This window comes from Bradyrhizobium sp. S3.2.6 (assembly GCF_040546885.1).
GTDB lineage: Bacteria > Pseudomonadota > Alphaproteobacteria > Rhizobiales > Xanthobacteraceae > Bradyrhizobium > Bradyrhizobium cytisi.
The window spans coordinates 41,025-58,114 of record NZ_JBEPOS010000025.1 but is presented as its reverse complement, the minus strand read 5'-3'; the positions used below and the strand labels follow the sequence as shown (position 1 = coordinate 58,114).

Sequence of the window (17,090 nt, the reverse complement as noted above, 5' to 3'; positions counted from 1 at the left end):
TCGCTAGAAGGTGGGGTGCTAGCTGCCCTGTTGTCCGGTCTGACGAACGCCGGCACTCCAAGCATACGGAAGTGTGTCGCCATTCAACTCGTACGCACCGATTGCGCGGAGCTTGAAGATCGCGGGGTTGTGGGAAGCGATGGTACGCGCGTTACGCCAGTGCCGATCGATGGCGAGCTTCTCCGAGCTGAGAGAGGCGCCGCCTACTTCGAAAAGCGTGGTCACGGCGTCGAGCACGAGCTTGATGACGGTCACCTGCGCCTGCGCCGCCGCAAGTTCGGAGGCATCGAGCCGCTGCGGGTCCTGGTGGCCACCATCAAGCGTCCGCGCGAGTTCGTCGACCGCGGCGAGGACCGTTGCCCGTGCACCAAAGGCCGCGCTGAAGAGCTGACCGATGACCTGCTGTACCAGGGGATCGTTGCGTGGCAGGTCAGCGACAGCATGGGTGAACGTGCGGGTTCGCGCCTTGATCCAGTCGGTCGTATCCGCCGCGGCACGTTTCGCAATCCCCGCGAGCGTGGCGAGCAGGATCAGCTGAACGTGGGCCGTTCCAAACACCCGGCCTTCCGTTCCATAGCCGGGACCGATGATCCGGTCCTGGGTGACCGTGACATCCTTGAACGTTGCTGTGCCGCTTGCCGTGAGCCGCTGGCCGAAGCCGTCCCAGTCGTCCTCAACGTTGACGCCAGACTGGCTGGTGTCGACAAGGACGGTAATTCGTTTGCCATCCCGGTCGGCCGCGACAAGCAGGTGATCGGCATAAAGTGTGCCAGTCGTGTAATACTTCAGCCCGTCGAGCCGCAGCGCAGCTCCTTCCGATGTGACGGCGGTCCGGTAGCGATCGACCGCACCAAGGCCCGGCTCGGTAACGGCGACGCCGACGAGCGCGCCGTTCGCGATGGCTCCGAGCCACCGCGCCTTGACTGCCTCATCCTTGTTCAGCTGCAAGTCCTCGACCAGGTTGAAGTGTGCCCGTAACGCCTGTGGCAGGTTGGAATCCGCGGCCGCAAGCTCGATAAGGAGGTCGAACGTCTGGCGGAGCGTGGCGCCGAGCCCTCCGAACTCGATCGGCACACGCAGCGCTCCGAAGCTAGCCTCCTTCAACAGTCTGATCTCCTCGATCGGCAGCGTGCGGCTTCGTTCGCGCGCCACCGCACCTGCCGCGATCGTCTCAAAGACCGGAGCGAAGCGCTTGTGAAGTTCGTCATCGCTGATGCTCGGTCTGCCAGAGTGAATGGTCATCGCACTGCGTCCGCTCGTTCTTTGCGTCCTTGGATGGACAGAGTTTGTTGTCTCGAAGAATAGTCTGCTCTCCCGCGAGAGCCAGACTGTATTTTTGCTTGGATAGAACACGATCGTTTGCAGCGGAACATCGCACGAAGAAAAATCTGCTGCGCGATCCTGCCGGTCGATGTTTCGAGAAATGAGGTCAACGCCGCTTGCAGAAGATCGCGATGCTCGCAATCGCTTCCAACTCGAAAGGACTGTTCTCCGAGGTGCGATATATGCGGCGAATCGTGTCGAGACGCGATCGGATCGAAGCTTAATTGTTGCCTTGGACCGCATCGAGTGTGCTGCATGACCAGAGCTTGCGGCAGCGAATGAGACTGGGCCAAGAGCTGGTTTCTCATCCCGCAACGAGATGCGACGAAAGATGCGTCTCGAAAACGACCGATAAACGCGATGGACGATCGATTGCGTCTTGTGGCGAGATGGCTGCGTGGATGAACAAGGGCGACGCGACGGAGACGTGTGAATGGCGCGACAGATTCGGTTCAATGCGTTCGACATGAATTGTGTCGGCCATCAGTCTCCCGGCGTCTGGGCGCACCCGCGCGACCGTTCCTACAAGTACAAGGACCTCGACTATTGGCAGGATCTCGGGCGAACGCTGGAGCGGGGAGTCTTCGACGGCATCTTTATTGCCGATGTCATCGGGTATTATGACGTCTACAAGAACTCGCTATCCCATGCGCTCGAGCAGGCGGCACAAATCCCCGTCAACGATCCGTTGCAGCTGGTGGCGCCTATCGCGCTCGCGACCGAGCATCTCGGCATCGGCATCACCGCATCGACGTCGTTCGAGCATCCCTATACTTTCGCGCGCAGGCTCTCGACTGCGGATCACCACAGCAAGGGACGCCTCGGCTGGAACATCGTGACCTCTTATCTGGAGAGCGGGGCCAAGAACATCGGCCAGGGCGGGTTGCGCCGCCACGACAATCGGTACGAGGTGGCGACCGAATATGTCGAGGTTCTCTACAAATTGCTGGAAGGCAGCTGGGAGGAGGGGGCCGTCCTGCGTGATGCCGGGAAGCGGATATTCACCGATCCTTCGAAGGTCCACGAGATCGAGCACAAGGGAAAATACTTTGAGGTGCCGGGCTATCATCTCTGCGAGCCGTCGCCGCAACGGACGCCGGTCCTCTACCAGGCCGGTGCGTCTGGGGCCGGCAAAGCCTTTGCGGCGGAACACGCTGAATGCGTGTTCGTTGCCGCGCCGATCAAGCAGGTTCTGAAATCCTACGTGGCGGAGGTACGACGGCTCGCGGCTGAAGCCGGCCGCGATCCACGTAAGATTCTGACCTACACTCTGGTCACGGTGATCGTCGATGAAACCGACGCGAAGGCGGAAGCGAAGTTCAGGGAGTATCAGCAATACGCCTCCTATGACGGCGCGCTGGTGTTCATGTCCGGCTGGAGCGGCATCGATTTCGGACAGTATGCGCCGACCGATTTGGTCAAAAAGGTCGAGACGAATGCGATCGTTTCCGTCGTCGATCATCTCGCGGGCGGCAGCAAGGCCTGGACCATCGAGGAGCTCGCGCGCTGGGGCGGCATCGGCGGACTTGGTCCGGTGTTTGTCGGTTCGGCGTCGACGGTAGCCGATATCCTGCAGGAGTGGGTGGAGGAGACTGACGTTGACGGCTTCAACCTCGCTTATGCGGTGACGCCGGAGACCTTCGAAGACGTGGTCAACCTGCTCGTTCCGGAGCTGCAGAAGCGCGGTGTCTATCCGACCAGCTATCGTCCCGGGACCCTGCGGGAGAAGCTGTTCGGAGAAGGGTCGTATCTGCCGTCGAGCCATCCGGCTGCAGCGTATCGCGACATCGAGGCGGTGAAGCGCCCGCGCGGGCGAGGCGACAGTCGCGGCTCCGCGCCAAGCCGTCGAAGCGTGATGCGCGATGGCAGAGCCCATTCTGCAGTTGCGTGACGTCTCGCTGTCGTTCAAGGGGATCAAGGCGCTGAATGCACTCAGCTTCGATGTGGTGCGAGGCGAGATCTGTGCGCTGATCGGTCCCAACGGGGCCGGCAAGAGCTCGCTGTTGAATATCATCAACGGCATCTATCGCGCCGACAGCGGGAGCGTCAGCTTCGACGGTGAAAGATTCGTACGCATCCGCCCCGCGCGCGCCGCGTATCTCGGGATCGGTCGGACTTTCCAGCACAATGCGCTGTTCAAGCATCTTAGCGTACTCGACAACGTGCTGGCCGGGCTCATCAGGCATAGCCGCACGACGCTGATCGAACACGCCTTCGGCCTCGGTCGCGACCGTAGCGAGACACGTGCGTTCGCCCGACGTGCGGACGAGATCATTGGTTTCCTGGATCTTGCCAGGCATCGCGACAGGGTTGTGTCGACGCTTCCTTACGGTGTGCAAAAGCGGGTTGATCTTGCCCGTGCGCTAGTTGGCCGGCCGAGCCTTCTGTTGCTCGACGAGCCCATGGCCGGGATGAACCAGGACGAGAAGTGCGAAATGAGCAGCTTCGTCCTGGAAGCAAACCGGTCCTTCCGAACCACGGTTGTGCTGATAGAGCACGATATGAGCGTGGTGATGGGCCTTTCCCATCACGTCGTCGTGCTGGACTACGGCCGCAAGGTCGGCGACGGCACCCCGGAACAGGTACGCAGGAATCCGGACGTGATCGCGGCCTATCTGGGCACGGTGCATTGAGGTCGAGATGAGCTTTTTCGTCGAAACCTTCATCGGCGGCCTTTTGGCAGGCGTGATGTACTCGCTGGTCGCGATCGGGTTCGTCCTGATCTACAAGGCCTCGGGCGTGTTCAATTTCGCACAGGGTTCGATGGTGCTGTGCGCGGGCCTGACCTTCGTGACCTTGCGCGACAGGGGGATCGATTTCTGGCTGGCGGGGCTGATCACGCTAACGATCATGGTTGGGATCGCGATCGCGGTGGAGCGCGTGGTCCTGCGGCCGCTCGTCAACCGGCCCCAGATCACTCTGTTCATGGCCACGCTGGGGCTTTCCTTTATCATCGAAGGCATCGCGCAGATCGCGATGGGCGCGAGCGTGCACGAGCTCGATCTTGGCATCGTCGATACGCCGATCACGGTCGGTGAGGTCCAGGTCAGCCAGTTCGACCTAGTCGCGGCCGCCACTGCCGGCGTTCTCGTCATCGCGCTGTCGATCTTCTTCAACTGGACCCGTGTCGGGATTGCGTTGCGGGCAATTGCCGACGATCCGCTGGCTGCGCGCTCGATCGGAATTCGGCTGCAGACCTTATGGCAGATTGTGTGGGGTGTCGCCGGGTTCGTCTCGCTGATAGCAGGCCTGCTCTGGGGTGCGCGCCAAGGCGTGCAGTTTGCGCTCACCCTTGTCGTTCTCAAGGCTCTACCGGTGCTGATCATCGGGGGCTTTACGTCGATTACTGGCGCCATTGTCGGCGGCCTGATCGTCGGCGCCAGCGACAGCCTCGCTGAAATCTATCTCGGCAGCCTGCTGGGCGGCAGCGTGTCGACCTGGTTCTCCTATGTGCTTGCCGTCGGCTTCCTGCTGGTGCGCCCGGCCGGCCTGTTCGGCGATACGCCGATCGAAAGGATATGAAGCATGACGGCGATCGGGACCGATACGATCGAAGGGCTTGGCTCGACCGACGAGACCGCGCGGAGTTGGCTGCGCATCGCCCTTGCGGTTGCGCTCCTTGCGGGACTTGCCGCTGTTCCACTCGTGGCGAATGACTATTGGCTGAACGCTGTCCTCATCCCATTCCTGATCATGTCTCTGACGGCATTGGGGCTGAACCTGCTGATGGGCTATGCGGGCCAGGCTTCGCTGGGCAGTGGCGGCTTCATGGCGGTCGGCGCTTACGCAACCTACAACATCCTCCTGCGGCTGCCCGAACTGCCGCTGCCGGTCAGCCTGCTGCTCGGAGGCATCATTTCCGGGTTGGTCGGTGTCATCGCAGGTCTGCCGAGCCTGCGCATCAAAGGCTTCTATCTGGTCGCTTCGACGTTGGCAGCACAGTTCGTGCTGGAGTGGCTATTCAATCAATATGGCTGGTTCTCGAACTACTCGACATCGAGTTCGATCTCGGCGCCGAGGCTTGCGATCCTCGGCCATGATCTGTCGAGCCCGACCGGTCGTTACCTGCTTACGCTGGCGACGGTTGTGATCGTCACAGTGGTCGCGATCCGGCTGGTGCGCAGTCAGACCGGACGAACCTGGATGGCGATCCGCGACATGGATACGGCTGCTTCCGTCATCGGCATTCCCGTGGCGGCCGGAAAGCTGAAGGCGTTCTTCGTGAGCTCGCTGGTGATCGGGATCGCAGGTGCGCTCTGGGCCTTTGCTTATCTTGGCACGGTCGATGCGCGGAGCTTCAATCTGGATCGTTCGTTTCAGGTGATGTTCGCGATCATCATCGGCGGCATGGGCAGCATCAGTGGCAACTATGTTGGTGCTGCCTTCATGATCTTGCTGCCGATCCTGCTCGATCATGTCGGGGGTGGAGTGTTCGGAGGCGCGATCGATCCCGGACAACTCGAAAATCTTCAGAAGGCGCTGTTCGGCGGGCTGATCGTCTGGTTCCTGATCAAGGAGCCGAGAGGGCTCGCAGCGTTGCTGTCGCGAGCATGGACGCAACTGGCTTCGCGGTTCGAGCGCTAGCAAACAACGAATTCATCACACGTGGGCGTGAGCCACACGCACGGTCGAACTTGAACTTTGCAATCAAATGGAGGGTAAGCAGGATGTCTATACGGAAGCAGAAGCGGATCACGAGCAGGGCGATCGGGCTGGCGGCGCTCGTTCTGTCAGTCGCCGTTGGCGCCCCGGCCTCGGCGGAAGATGCGAAGACGCAATACTTCCCGCTCGCGACCTTTCGCGTCGGAGCCTATGCGTCGAGCGGCATTCCGGTCTGGGCCGGCGAGATCGATTATTTCCGCTACATCAACGAGGTCGAAGGCGGCATCAACGGAATCAAGCTGGTCTGGGACGAGTGCGAGACCAATTGGGAAGTCGAAAAGGGAATCGAATGCTATGAACGGGTGAAGGCGGGCAAGAACGGGTCGCCGGTCCCGATCTTCCTGCCGCATGGCGATCCGATCTCGAAGGCGCTGACCGAGAAGTCGGTGGCCGACAAGATTCCGCTCGTCACGATCGCCTACGGCCGCACAGAGGCAATCGACGGGCGAGTGTTCCCGTATAGCTTCCCCGTCGTTTTCAGCTTCTGGAGCGAAGCCTCCTCGGCGGTCAATTTCATTGCGGAGAAGGTCGGCGGCAAGGACAAGCTGAAGGGCCTCAAGATCGCGACGGTCTATCACGACTCGCCCTACGGCAAGGAGACCCAGGTCCCGCTTGCCCATCTTGCCAAGACCTACGGCTTCGAGGACATCCAGATTCCGGTGCCGCATCCGGGCAATGAACAGTCGGCGCAGTGGGCCAAGATCCGCCAGCTCAAGCCCGACTGGGTGTTCTTGCGAGGTTGGGGCGTCATGACGCCCGTCGCAATCAAGACCGCCGCCAAGGTGGGCTTTCCGGTCGATCACATCATTGGTGGCATCTGGTCGGGCTCTGAGGAGGACGTCCGCCCCGCCGGCGCCGTGGGCAAGGGCTACCTGGCGATCACGCCATTCCCCGCCGGCGCGAATTTCGAGATCCATCAGAAGCTCAAGAAGTACATTCTCGACAAGGGTCTCAGCGATCTCAAGGACCCGAAGAGCTTCGGCTCGGTCTACTACAATTCGGGCGTCGACGAGGCGATCATCGCGGTGGAGGCGATCCGGACTGCACAGGCGCATTTTGGCGTACGGTCGATCAATGGCGAGGAGGCGCAGTGGGGCCTCGAGCATCTGGATCTCTCCGAGAAGCGTCTTGCTGAAATCGGTGCCACCGGTCTTCAGCAGCCGCTGAAGCTCTCGGCGAAAGACCACGAGGGCGGTGGCGCGGGCAAGGTGCTGCAGTGGGACGGCGAGAAGTGGAACGTGGTGTCCAACGGCTGGGTGAAATCCGACCGGGAATTGCTGTTGCCCCTGATCTATGAGCGTGCCGCCGCCTACGCCAAGGAAAAGGGCATCACGCCGCGCGATGCAATCAACTGATGTTACCCTGAAGGATCGCCATGACCACGTCGCAGTTTCTCGAAGTCGATAACATCGAGGTCCTCTACAGTCACGCGATCCTGGCCTTGCGCGGCGTATCGCTCAGGGTCGAAGAGGGATCAATCGTTGCTCTTCTCGGCGCCAATGGCGCCGGGAAGACCACCACACTGAAGGCAATCTCGAACCAGCTTGGGTCCGAGCGTGGCCACTTGAGCCGTGGTGCAATCACCTGGCGTGGCGAGGCGACCAACAGGCTTGATCCGGCCGATCTTGTTGCAAGGGGGGTGGTTCAGGTTCTCGAAGGCCGTCACGTCTTTCCCCAACTCACGGTCGAGGAGAATCTTCTCGCGGGCGGGTTTGTGCGCCGGCCGAGCCGTCGTGCGCTCGCCGACGATCTCGAACGCATCTATTCCTGGTTTCCGCGGCTCAAACAACGCCGTAGCGCGCGTTGCGGCCTGACCTCGGGCGGCGAGCAGCAGATGGTTGCGATCGGGCGCGCGATGATGACGCGTCCGACCCTCGTGCTGCTCGACCAGCCCTCGATGGGTCTCGCACCGATCATCGTGGAGGAGATCTTCCACGTCATCCGCGATCTCAACAGGAACGAGGGTGTCAGCTTTCTGCTGGCCGAGCAGAACGCTCATCTCGTTCTTCGATTTGCCGATCACGGCTACGTGCTCGAGAACGGCAGGGTCGCCGCGTCAGGCACGGCGGCCGTTCTCGCCGAACGGGACGACGTTGCCGAATTCTATCTCGGTGCCGCTGCGGCCGAAACGGCGGCTGCTGAACGAGTCCAAACCCAGGTCGTATGAGCAGGAGCAGCGCGTCATGACTATTCGTTTCGGATATTGGATGCCGCTCGGCAGCGGCGGCTTCGTCATCAGCAACGTTCCGCAGCGCACCGACTGGACGCTCGACTACAATGCCTCGCTCGCGCGCGAGGCCGAAGAGCTCGGCTTCGAATATGGCCTGGCGCCGGCGCGCTTCATCGCGAGCCATGGCTGGGAGTTGCAGCAGGAGGCCATCACCTGCACGGCAGTGCTCTCCACGCAGACCAAGCGGCTGAAGCTCATCAGCGCAATTCACACCGGCTTCTGGCATCCGGCCATGATCGCGAAGGTGGGCTCCACGATCGACGTCTATTCCAAGGGGCGGTTTGCGATCAACATTCTCACCGGATGGTTCAAGGATGAGTTTCGTGCCTTTGGCGAGCCCTGGCTGGAACATGACGAACGGTACCGCCGTTCGGAAGAGTTCATCCAGGTGCTCAAGGGGCTCTGGACGCAGGACCGTTTTACCTTCAAAGGTGACTTCTATAGCATCAATGACGCCTGGTTGAAACCGAGGCCGATCTCGCAGCCGCACCCGGAGATTTTCCAGGGCGGCAATTCCAAGGCAGCGCGCCGGATGGCCGCGAAATATTCGGATTGGTATTTTCTCAATGGCACCACGGTGGAAGGTGCCAAGCAGCAGATCGACGAGGTCCGCGCGCTCGCCAAGGCGGAAGGCCGCACTGTCAAGATCGGGCTCAACGGCTTCATCATCCAGCGGCCGACCGAGCGGGAAGCGCTCGAGCAACTCGAAGCGATCATCGCGGGCGCCGACCCCGAGATCGTGCAGGCCTTCGCCGAACAGGTGAAGCAGGCTGGCGCATCGACCGCGGACAAGATCGGAATGTGGGCGGATTCGAGCCACGCCAATCTTGTCCAGCCCAACGACGGTTTCAAGACCCGTCTGTTCGGTCCCCCCGAGCTGATCGCGGAACGCATCCGTGCCTATGAGGCCATCGGCGTCGACATGATCCTCTGCGCCTTCCTGAATTTCACCGACGAACTGCCGGCGTTCGGCCGCGAGGTGATTCCGCTCTTGAACCCGGCCAAAGCCAACAGGGCCCATGAGCCTGAACCTGCTTGAGCTGGCTGTATCAAGATGTGGAAAAGGAATGAGCTCCGGGCACAGGCCATCCGGACGTGACGACTACCGTAGAAATCGAGAAGGAGCTTCCGAGGCTCCCACTATAGGGAGGGAATGAGAGCCAGTGAGCCAAGTAGTCGCGCTGAAAATGGCGGCGGAGAGGGAGTTCGCTCGAAAAGCGCACCAACCATCCAACTCTAATGCCATATCTTGATTGGTATTTTGGTTAACCTTACTCTGACCAGGAAGGGCCAAGTAGCGGCATGATAGCGGGCCGAAAAGCGGGGCGATGTTCACCCCACGAATTATAGGCCCCCTCTCCGTAGCTGCGGACTCAGCGGACTCGCGCATCTAGAGCCTGAAATTTCTGCGGGGGCATGGCGTGACATTTGATTTTTCAGTTTCGATCCTCAGCGGCCAGCCGCCCAATTTTAAAGTAAAGGCCGGGGAGATCATTTTCGTGCTGGGGGCGAACGGCACGGGCAAATCCAGCTTGCTGCATCAATTTTTCGCTGCACACCGTCAGAACAGCCGCCGAATATCAGCGCATCGGCAGACGTGGTTCGATTCGAATGCAATACAGATTACCGGACGGCAAAGGCGCGATCAACAAACCAACCTGCAACAATGGGATGCCGATCCAACTTCGCGATGGCGCGATCAGTATTCTGGCGCTCGCGCAAGTCTCGCGATCTATGATTTGCTCGACGCCGAAAACGTTCGAGCGCGAAAGATCGCTGCGGCCGTTGATGAAGAACAATTTGACTCTAGCAAAAACGCTCTCGAAAGAAGATGCCCCGATTAAGATCATAAATGAGCTTCTTAAGCTGTCAGCGTTGCCTATCGAAATACCCGTCCAGCAATCTGAACAGGTCTTTGCAAGCAAGAATGGAAGTGCGCCGTACAGCGTCGCGGAATTGTCCGACGGCGAGCGAAATGCGCTGCTTATTGCAGCCGATGTGCTCACAGCCCCCGCCGGGCATCATATTTATCATCGACGAGCCCGAACGCCACCTCCACAGGTCCATAATCTCACCGCTGCTTACGCTCCTCTTCGAGCGGCGAAACGATTGTGCTTACATCGTCTCCACACATGATGTCTTGCTCCCAATTGATAATCCAAGTGCTAGGACGCTATTGCTTCGGTCGTGCACCTATTCCGGACCAAATTCCATTCGCGGCTGGGATGCCGATCTTGTTGTTACGCCTGATGAAATAGATGATACCTTGAAGAAGGATATCTTGGGATCACGGCGAAACCTGCTGTTCGTCGAGGGAGAAGAACACAGCCTAGACAGGCCAATCTACAGCTTGCTCTTTCCAACAGCTTCAGTGATCTGCAAAGCAGAGTTGCCGAGATGTAGAGCATGCGGTATCCGGCATCCGCGACTCCGGCGAACTTCATTGGCTGCGAGCGTTCGGTATAGTTGATAGTGACAATCGCGATCCAGCGGAAATCGCCAAGCTGAAGGACCGAGGGATGTATGCAGCGCCCGCCATTTCGGTTGAAGCCATCTACTACCATCCAACTATTCAGCAACGCGTGTGTGAGCGTCAAACAAAGGTCACGGGTGGCAACGCACCGGCGCTGATCTTAGAAGCGACCGACCGCGCGCTAGCTTCACTCGGCCCACACGTTCAGAGATTGAGCGAGCGTGTTGTCGAAGCAAAGATACGAGCCGATTTGATGACGAAATTGCCAAAACGAAGAGACATCGCAACGGCGCTTCCAATCGGCATCAGCCTAGACGTGCCTAAAATTGTAGCTGAAGAAAAGGCGAAGCTTGGAGCGGCAATATCAGGCCGCGATCTAGGTCTAATAATTGCCCGTTATCCCGTGCGGGAATCGCCAGCATTGGGAATCATAGCGGAGAAGTTGGGTTTCCAAGGAAGGTCTCAATACGAAAGCGCCGTACGACAATTGCTGATCGATGATGGAAACGCCCTTGCATTTTCGAAAGCGCTGTTCGGCAGTCTAGCTACCGACATCGCTACCTAGTCGATTGCACTCTGAACTACCCAGAATACTTGGCGCCGTCCAAGGCGATTGCTATTCTTGCCACAACTTAAACGTCGGAGGCGGCGAATGCCATAGCCATCCGCGTGCTCAGCAGTTCAACTCTGCGCAATCCGCAAAAGGAGAAACTTGATGACGCTAAAAGATAAAGCCCTGAATTGGAACGCAACTTGGAAGTTGTCAAACGTTCAACCTGCGTGGTGGAAGCGCGCGTTTATCGCCGTAGTCTTTTGGGTTTCTCCACCGAGCGAAGCTGATCTCTAATAAAGCTTTACCTTTCGTATTGTCTCCACATGCTCGGGATAGCGTTTCTCTATATTCCCAGCCTCTCCGAAGAGTCTGGTCGAATACCTTTCGCAAACGCTTCTGAATTTTTCGATCCCTTCTTGGAAGTACATTGTTTTGAGGCCAGGTTTCAGCTTCGCAAACTCCGTGCTGAGATGGAGCTGAGCTTCAGCGATGGACGTCTTAGATTCGTTCGCACTTTCGATGACGAGATTATTCCATCGCAGCGCGATTTCTTGTAGAAATGGCTTTACAGCCGTGCACGGGTTCAAATGGGCTAGAACTATTCCCCCGGGAAGTACGATTTTGTTGACTAAGATCGTGTCCTTTCAGGTGTTCACGACGCAAGCTGTTTGCTTGACGCAAAGTATGTCACCGATAGTGAAGGGTAGCTCTTAGGTCTAGCTGTCAGTCCCGTCGAGTGCACCTACAGGCGGTCGAATACGATGGGGTAGAAGCAAAGAAAACGCAAAATGCCTCATCCAGGCGTCAACACACTTGGCTATCCTCAAAACATGCCCCCGAGAATTCATTCAGTGGGTCATCCATCAGAGAAAGTCCCTCAGCCGCGCAATTTCAACGATGTGCTCGTGCTGAAGGACCTCAGTTACCAAGGGTAGCTGGGCCTTGGTGTGGATTTCATACAGGTGGCGTTCTTCCTTTGACATAAAGGCCCGAATGCAGACGTCGAGCGTTCCTTCGACAACAGAGTAAGGCACCGCACCCCATGTTGTGGGGATCCGCTCCTTCTTTAATGAAGGCCATTTTCGCAACGTTGCAGGTGCATTGAAATCAATCTCGGTGGTCATGTTGTCCTGAGTCCGCGTCGTCGAATCGATTATATATGCGAAACTCCCCCTTCGTATGGGGCTTTTGTCTTCTTTGGCCCAAAATCTTTCTATAAACGCATCCTAGGTGCGGGACGAAGTCTGTCCGTTTGCGCTGAACTGCGCATGGGCCCCCCGCTGCGCCGGCCAGAGCACTGTGTACCGCGATACCGCGAGCGGATTGATCATCGGCAGCCCGTCAATTTCGCCAGGCCGCGGAGATGGCGAACAAGACATCGACCCCGACGAGGTCATACGCATGATCGGAGGTACCTGGCCTGGATACGAGCGCAGCGGACACAGGTATCGGCGAAGCACGAAATCGTCGATTTTGGACGTGGCTCTACGGCAGGGCTCACAGCTTGATTTGGGAAGAACCAGATCGCTTCCAAGTCCGTAAGGAACGATATGTTCCGTGAATAGTCCTTCGGTCGATAGGCAATACGCGCACCGGTTCCCGCAGGCTGCGGTGAACTCGCGATAGTACTCTAGCCGCATGGTCGACATCAGACTCGACAGCCCGCCTCAGGACCGGCCATGGAGGCTCAGTCTTGAGGATCGCGAAAACCGGATTCGATCCGGCGTCGACACGCCGGAAGCAATTGACTTAGGATCGCAGATTGCCGCCGAAGTACTTTGTTTACGGCTTCCTGCAAGCGCCGTTCGTCGCTTCGGTAACTTTGCTGTGCCGCTTCAATTTCTCCCTTGCTAGGCGGCGGCACCATATTTCCGACGTGCTCAACATAGTGTGCGGAGTTAACTAAGTTGGAAAGAATGACAGCAAATTCGATGAGCATCACCGGCGGAATTGGGCCTCCGACCTTTGCAAGAATCGAAGTTCGGACCTCGGTTTCAATCCGGGAAAGGCCGATGGCGAGCAACACCCTAACTGGCGGCACACGGCCCGTCGGTATCCGTTCCAGGATGGCTTTCGACGCGAGTTGATAGCATACCTCAATCGCATGCAGCTCAGCTTCGAGCCGATTTTCCGTAAGCGTCGCTCTGAGGCCCATTTGATTGGTGCTTGACGTCTATTTTGAACGCGTGGTGCGCCGGCGCGGCTTCCATATTTCCGACAATGCGTTGACGGCGGCCTCGAGCGCCTTCCGGTCGACGACGTTGGGATCAAACTGCTCAGGGCCCCAGAGGCGCATTTGTTCGTGCTCCGGATGGGTGGAGTCGCGGATGGCGTCGAGGTATTCGGTATAGCCTGACGCACCGCCGACATCTTCCGGAGGACAACGGCCGGCGGCCTCGAGCAAGAGGGGAAGTCCCTCCGTTGTCGTGTTGTCGAACCACTTTTCGAGCTTGATCACGTGATCCCAGCTGTCGCCGAAGTCGTAGAGATAATGGATCGTCTTCGCGCCGGTCTCGTGAACGATATTGGAGAGCCGCGTCTTGCGAGCATCGATGGGCTGAGGGCCAAAATCTCCATCGGGATCAGGGATACCCCAACGTCCTTCGCCAGCCAGGAACTCAAAGAGATGGCTATTCGTCCAGCCAAACGCCGCCTGAAGCGTCAGATGCAGCCGATCAAGGCGCAGCGTGAACGGCACGACAAGGCATCGCATCACCTCCGGCTTCACGTCCTTGAGAGTCACCTTGATCCGCACGGCGGTCGTGTTGAGGCTCATGCCGCCAGCCTCGGATCGTGTGCATGCATGGTGTAGGTCGACGACCACGGAAGCAGTTCGTCCAGCCGTGCCGCCGGCCAGCCATTGACGAGCTTTGCGAGAACGTCGGCAAGCCAATACTCGGCGCTGACGCCGTTGAGCTTACAGGTCTCAATGAGCGACGCCAGCAATGCCCAATTCTCAGCACCCTCGTCACACCCGGCGAACAGGGCGTTCTTGGCATTGAGCTTGATCGGCCGCATCGCACGCTCGACTGCGTTGGTGTCCATTTCGATGCGCCCGTCATCAAGGTAGAGCGTCAAGCCGTCCCAATGACGCAGTGCATAGCGTAAAGCTTTCGCCGTCTCACTCTTCTGCGCGAGGTGACCAAGCTTCGCCTCAAACCACTGCTTCAAGGCTGCAGCCAACGGCCGGGCATGCGCCTGCCGGCCCGCGCGGCGCTCGGCGTCAGATCGGCCACGGAGGGCTTTCTCGACCGCGTAGAGCTGGGCGATGCGCTCGAGGGCCTCGCGGGCAACCGGCGCCGGCGCCGGCGAAGCCTCGCGCTCGATCTTCACAAACTGGCGCCGTAGATGCGATCAGCAAAAGGCGAGCGTGCCGGACAGCGCGTCCGCACGCGTCGTCCGGGTCATGGTCTTGTAGGCCTCATAGCCGTCGCAGTGGATGATGCCGCGATAGCCTTCGAGCAGTCGCAAGCCATGAACGGCGCCGCGGCCTGGTGCATAGGCATAGATCACCACAGGCGGATCAGGACCGGCCCAGGGTCTGTCATCGCGGGAGAGCGCCCAGAAGTAGCCGGTTTTGGTCCTGCCGCGCCCGGGATCCAGCACCGGCGCCGGGGTCTCATCGACACAGAGCTTCGGAGAGGCGAGTAGAAGCTCGCGCAGGCGATGCCACAAGGGCTTCAATTCCTGGGCGGCGTAGCCGACCCAGAAGGCGAGCGTGGAACGGTCGATGGCGATACCGTGCGTCGCCAGCATCTGCGTCTGGCGGTAAAGCGGCAAATGCCAATGATACTTGGCGTCGATCACATGCGCGACGAGCCGCTCGGTCGGCAGTCCTCCCCTGATCAATCGCTCGGGAGCAGCATGCTGGAGGAGGACGACGCCGTGACAGGCGCGGCAGGCCAGTTTGGGGCGGCGGGTGACGATAACGCGATACTGCGCCGGTACGACGTCCAGCCTCTGGCTCTCATCGTGACCGATCTCAAAAAGGTCGCCTGCGCAGCACGGGCAGCAGGTTGCAGCGGGCATCAGGGTCTCGATGATGCGCGGCAAATGCTCCGGCAGCTTGCCACGATTGGCCCTGCGCTTGGCAGTTCTCTTCTCGCAGGTTCTGGGATTGGCGCGATCTTCGGCTGCTTCGAGAGCCGCAACGGCCTGATCGATATCCTCCAGAACAAGCTGAAGCTGATCAGCGTCCAGCTTTTCCGACGATCGACCGAACTGCGCATCGTTCGCAAGCTTGAGCAACCGCTCGAGCCTGGCGCAGCGATCCAGCAGAGCCGCGGCAAAGACGCGCAACTCGGCTGGATCGCTCGGCAGTTCATCAGGCAAATCACTCATTGGCCCGAGTCTGCCATGCTTCGCGCCCCCATGCAGCGAAGATTTTATGTTCTACGCAAGCGCTTTCGGCTGCGGGATTCGAGGCGCATGCATGCGTGTCCAATCCATGCCGGCCAGAAGCGCGGACAACTGCGCGGCGTTCATTCGCATGACGCCGTCAACGACCGGCGGCCACTTGAAGGCGCTGCCCTCAAGCCGCTTCCAATACAGCACGAGGCCACTACCATCCCAGACCACGATCTTCACCCGATCAGCGCGCTTCGCACGGAAGACCACCGCCACGCCCTTCATCGGATCGTGGCCCAGCGTCTCCTTCGCCAACAGCGCCAGACCATCCGCGCCCTTCCTGAAGTCTACAGGTCGGGTCGCAACGTAAATCATGAGGCCAGCGGGAGCCGTCAGCATGAACCTGTCCGGCGCAACGCAACAAACACATCACTCAACACGGCAAGGCCAGGCGTCCCTCGCACCTCAACTCGTGCCCCATGGAGCTCAACCGTCACAACGGCTGCTTCCGGCGACCCGGAGGGAGCTGCAGCCACCGATGGCGACGATTCCGACACCAACGGCACAAACGACAGTGCTCCCCCCGCAGCTGGCAGCACCAGTTGACCTGAACGCGCCCGGCGCCGCCAGTCATGCACCTGCTGGGGCCGGCAGCCATGGCGACGTGCGACATCTGTTACGATCGCGCCCGGCTCGAGACTGTCCGCGACGATCTGCGCCTTCAAATCATCTGGCCACTGTTTCCGGCCGCCGCCGGCGTACACTTCTATGCGCGGTGACAACGGTCGTCTTATGTCGTCCGAATGGTCGTCCATTGTGAGCACCCTTGCAGAAGATGACTCTTCTAACGGTGCTCCCAAGATCGCGCACAGACAATCTAAAGGGCCGCGGCGCTACGCTTACGATTTTCCTCTCGTGCTGTGACTTCAAGCAACATGGCGTCACGTTGTGAAGCAATCTGCGCTTGGACAGCACGCCAGGCGATCACCGCAGCTAAGAGGGTAACGCAGGCGCCGAGTACATTGCCCGCAAAACCGAGCCAGTCCTTTAGCTCGACCGTGTCCTTCGAAACAGCTATTGGAATGCCGAGCGTCAGCAGCAGCGCAAGCACCGTCGCAAGCACCAGCAAGCCGATGACTCCGAGGCCCTGATCCCATTTCATGCGCGCGGAGCATGGCTCGTCGGGACCATGGTGTCGAGCCTCGCGGCCAAGGCAGTTGGTTGCAATATTCCGTTCACTCGGCCTGGATACTCGGTGGGGGCGGGGCTTTGGCAAAGATCTTTTCGGGCGGGGGCGCCTTTCGATGATCCGATCAAGGTGGACGGCCGCAATAACCTGTCAGCGCCATTGCGCGAATCGCTCTCGAACAACCGATCTAGCCGCCGCTCAGTTTGGAAAATTCAGTTGTTCGGGTCGTCGTATCCGTCAAAATAGATACCCTTGAGATCGCACAACTTGCGTTGAACCGTCTCAGAGCCGAACAAGCGTACCGCCTGGACAA

The 17,090-nt window shown here is 59.4% G+C and carries 16 protein-coding genes and 1 pseudogene; 9 read left to right on the top strand and 8 right to left on the bottom strand.

The features are described from left to right. Positions 1-18: 18 nt before the first annotated feature. Positions 19-1,242 (bottom strand): acyl-CoA dehydrogenase family protein, encoded by a 1,224-nt coding sequence (locus ABID58_RS31440; protein ID WP_354036756.1) that lies wholly within the window; start codon positions 1,240-1,242, stop codon positions 19-21. Positions 1,243-1,756: 514 nt separating this feature from the next. Here ABID58_RS31440 and ABID58_RS31435 point away from each other — a divergent pair. From ABID58_RS31435 to ABID58_RS31395, 9 genes are all read left to right on the top strand, one after another. Beyond that, a complete protein-coding gene (locus tag ABID58_RS31435; protein ID WP_354036754.1) occupies positions 1,757-3,214 on the top strand; it encodes an LLM class flavin-dependent oxidoreductase in 1,458 nt (485 codons plus the stop codon). Then, the gene (locus ABID58_RS31430; RefSeq protein WP_354036752.1) at positions 3,186-3,956 is read left to right on the top strand and encodes an ABC transporter ATP-binding protein; all 771 of its coding nucleotides are present in this window, start codon (positions 3,186-3,188) and stop codon (positions 3,954-3,956) included. The genes ABID58_RS31435 and ABID58_RS31430 overlap by 29 nt, the downstream gene beginning before the upstream one ends. 7 nt (positions 3,957-3,963) lie before the next feature. Beyond that, on the top strand, positions 3,964-4,845 hold the full coding sequence (locus ABID58_RS31425) for a branched-chain amino acid ABC transporter permease (RefSeq protein WP_354036750.1): 882 nt from the start codon (positions 3,964-3,966) through the stop codon (positions 4,843-4,845). Positions 4,846-4,848: 3 nt separating this feature from the next. Beyond that, positions 4,849-5,907: a branched-chain amino acid ABC transporter permease gene (locus ABID58_RS31420; RefSeq protein ID WP_354036748.1), complete on the top strand. Its 1,059-nt coding sequence runs from the start codon at positions 4,849-4,851 to the stop codon at positions 5,905-5,907. An 83-nt stretch (positions 5,908-5,990) separates the two neighbouring features. Next, positions 5,991-7,340 carry an ABC transporter substrate-binding protein gene (locus ABID58_RS31415; RefSeq protein ID WP_354036746.1) on the top strand — a complete coding sequence of 450 codons (1,350 nt, stop codon included), beginning with the start codon at positions 5,991-5,993 and terminating at the stop codon, positions 7,338-7,340. Between the two features lie 20 nt (positions 7,341-7,360). Further along, positions 7,361-8,152: an ABC transporter ATP-binding protein gene (locus ABID58_RS31410; protein WP_354036744.1), complete on the top strand. Its 792-nt coding sequence runs from the start codon at positions 7,361-7,363 to the stop codon at positions 8,150-8,152. A gap of 16 nt (positions 8,153-8,168) precedes the next feature. Beyond that, positions 8,169-9,254 carry a dimethylsulfone monooxygenase SfnG gene (gene sfnG, locus ABID58_RS31405; RefSeq protein ID WP_354036742.1) on the top strand — a complete coding sequence of 362 codons (1,086 nt, stop codon included), beginning with the start codon at positions 8,169-8,171 and terminating at the stop codon, positions 9,252-9,254. A gap of 382 nt (positions 9,255-9,636) precedes the next feature. Continuing rightward, positions 9,637-10,059 (top strand): ATP-binding cassette domain-containing protein, encoded by a 423-nt coding sequence (locus tag ABID58_RS31400; protein WP_354036740.1) that lies wholly within the window; start codon positions 9,637-9,639, stop codon positions 10,057-10,059. 675 nt (positions 10,060-10,734) lie between these two features. After that, entirely contained in the window at positions 10,735-11,253 is a 519-nt protein-coding gene (locus ABID58_RS31395) for a hypothetical protein (protein ID WP_354036738.1), read from the top strand. Between the two features lie 851 nt (positions 11,254-12,104). Here the strand turns inward: ABID58_RS31395 and ABID58_RS31390 are convergent. The 7 genes and pseudogenes from ABID58_RS31390 to ABID58_RS31360 all read right to left on the bottom strand — a co-directional run bounded on the left by ABID58_RS31390 (position 12,105) and on the right by ABID58_RS31360 (position 16,750). Beyond that, entirely contained in the window at positions 12,105-12,365 is a 261-nt protein-coding gene (locus ABID58_RS31390; protein ID WP_354036736.1) for a hypothetical protein, read from the bottom strand. A 563-nt stretch (positions 12,366-12,928) separates the two neighbouring features. Continuing rightward, a complete protein-coding gene (locus ABID58_RS31385; protein ID WP_354036734.1) occupies positions 12,929-13,396 on the bottom strand; it encodes a hypothetical protein in 468 nt (155 codons plus the stop codon). Positions 13,397-13,414: 18 nt separating this feature from the next. After that, positions 13,415-14,017, bottom strand: a complete 603-nt coding sequence (locus ABID58_RS31380) for a plasmid pRiA4b ORF-3 family protein (RefSeq protein WP_354036732.1) — start codon at positions 14,015-14,017, stop codon at positions 13,415-13,417. Continuing rightward, a pseudogene (gene tnpC / locus ABID58_RS31375) lies at positions 14,014-15,582 on the bottom strand (IS66 family transposase). The gene ABID58_RS31380 and the pseudogene tnpC overlap by 4 nt, the downstream one beginning before the upstream one ends. 51 nt (positions 15,583-15,633) lie before the next feature. After that, complete coding sequence (tnpB, locus tag ABID58_RS31370; protein ID WP_091898177.1) at positions 15,634-15,987, bottom strand: IS66 family insertion sequence element accessory protein TnpB; 354 nt, start codon at positions 15,985-15,987, stop codon at positions 15,634-15,636. After that, positions 15,981-16,403, bottom strand: coding sequence for an IS66-like element accessory protein TnpA (gene tnpA / locus ABID58_RS31365; protein WP_354036731.1), 423 nt, complete (start codon positions 16,401-16,403; stop codon positions 15,981-15,983). Before tnpA ends, tnpB begins: the two co-directional genes overlap by 7 nt. A gap of 62 nt (positions 16,404-16,465) precedes the next feature. Then, positions 16,466-16,750 carry a hypothetical protein gene (locus ABID58_RS31360; RefSeq protein ID WP_354036729.1) on the bottom strand — a complete coding sequence of 95 codons (285 nt, stop codon included), beginning with the start codon at positions 16,748-16,750 and terminating at the stop codon, positions 16,466-16,468. Between the last annotated feature and the right edge of the window lie 340 nt (positions 16,751-17,090).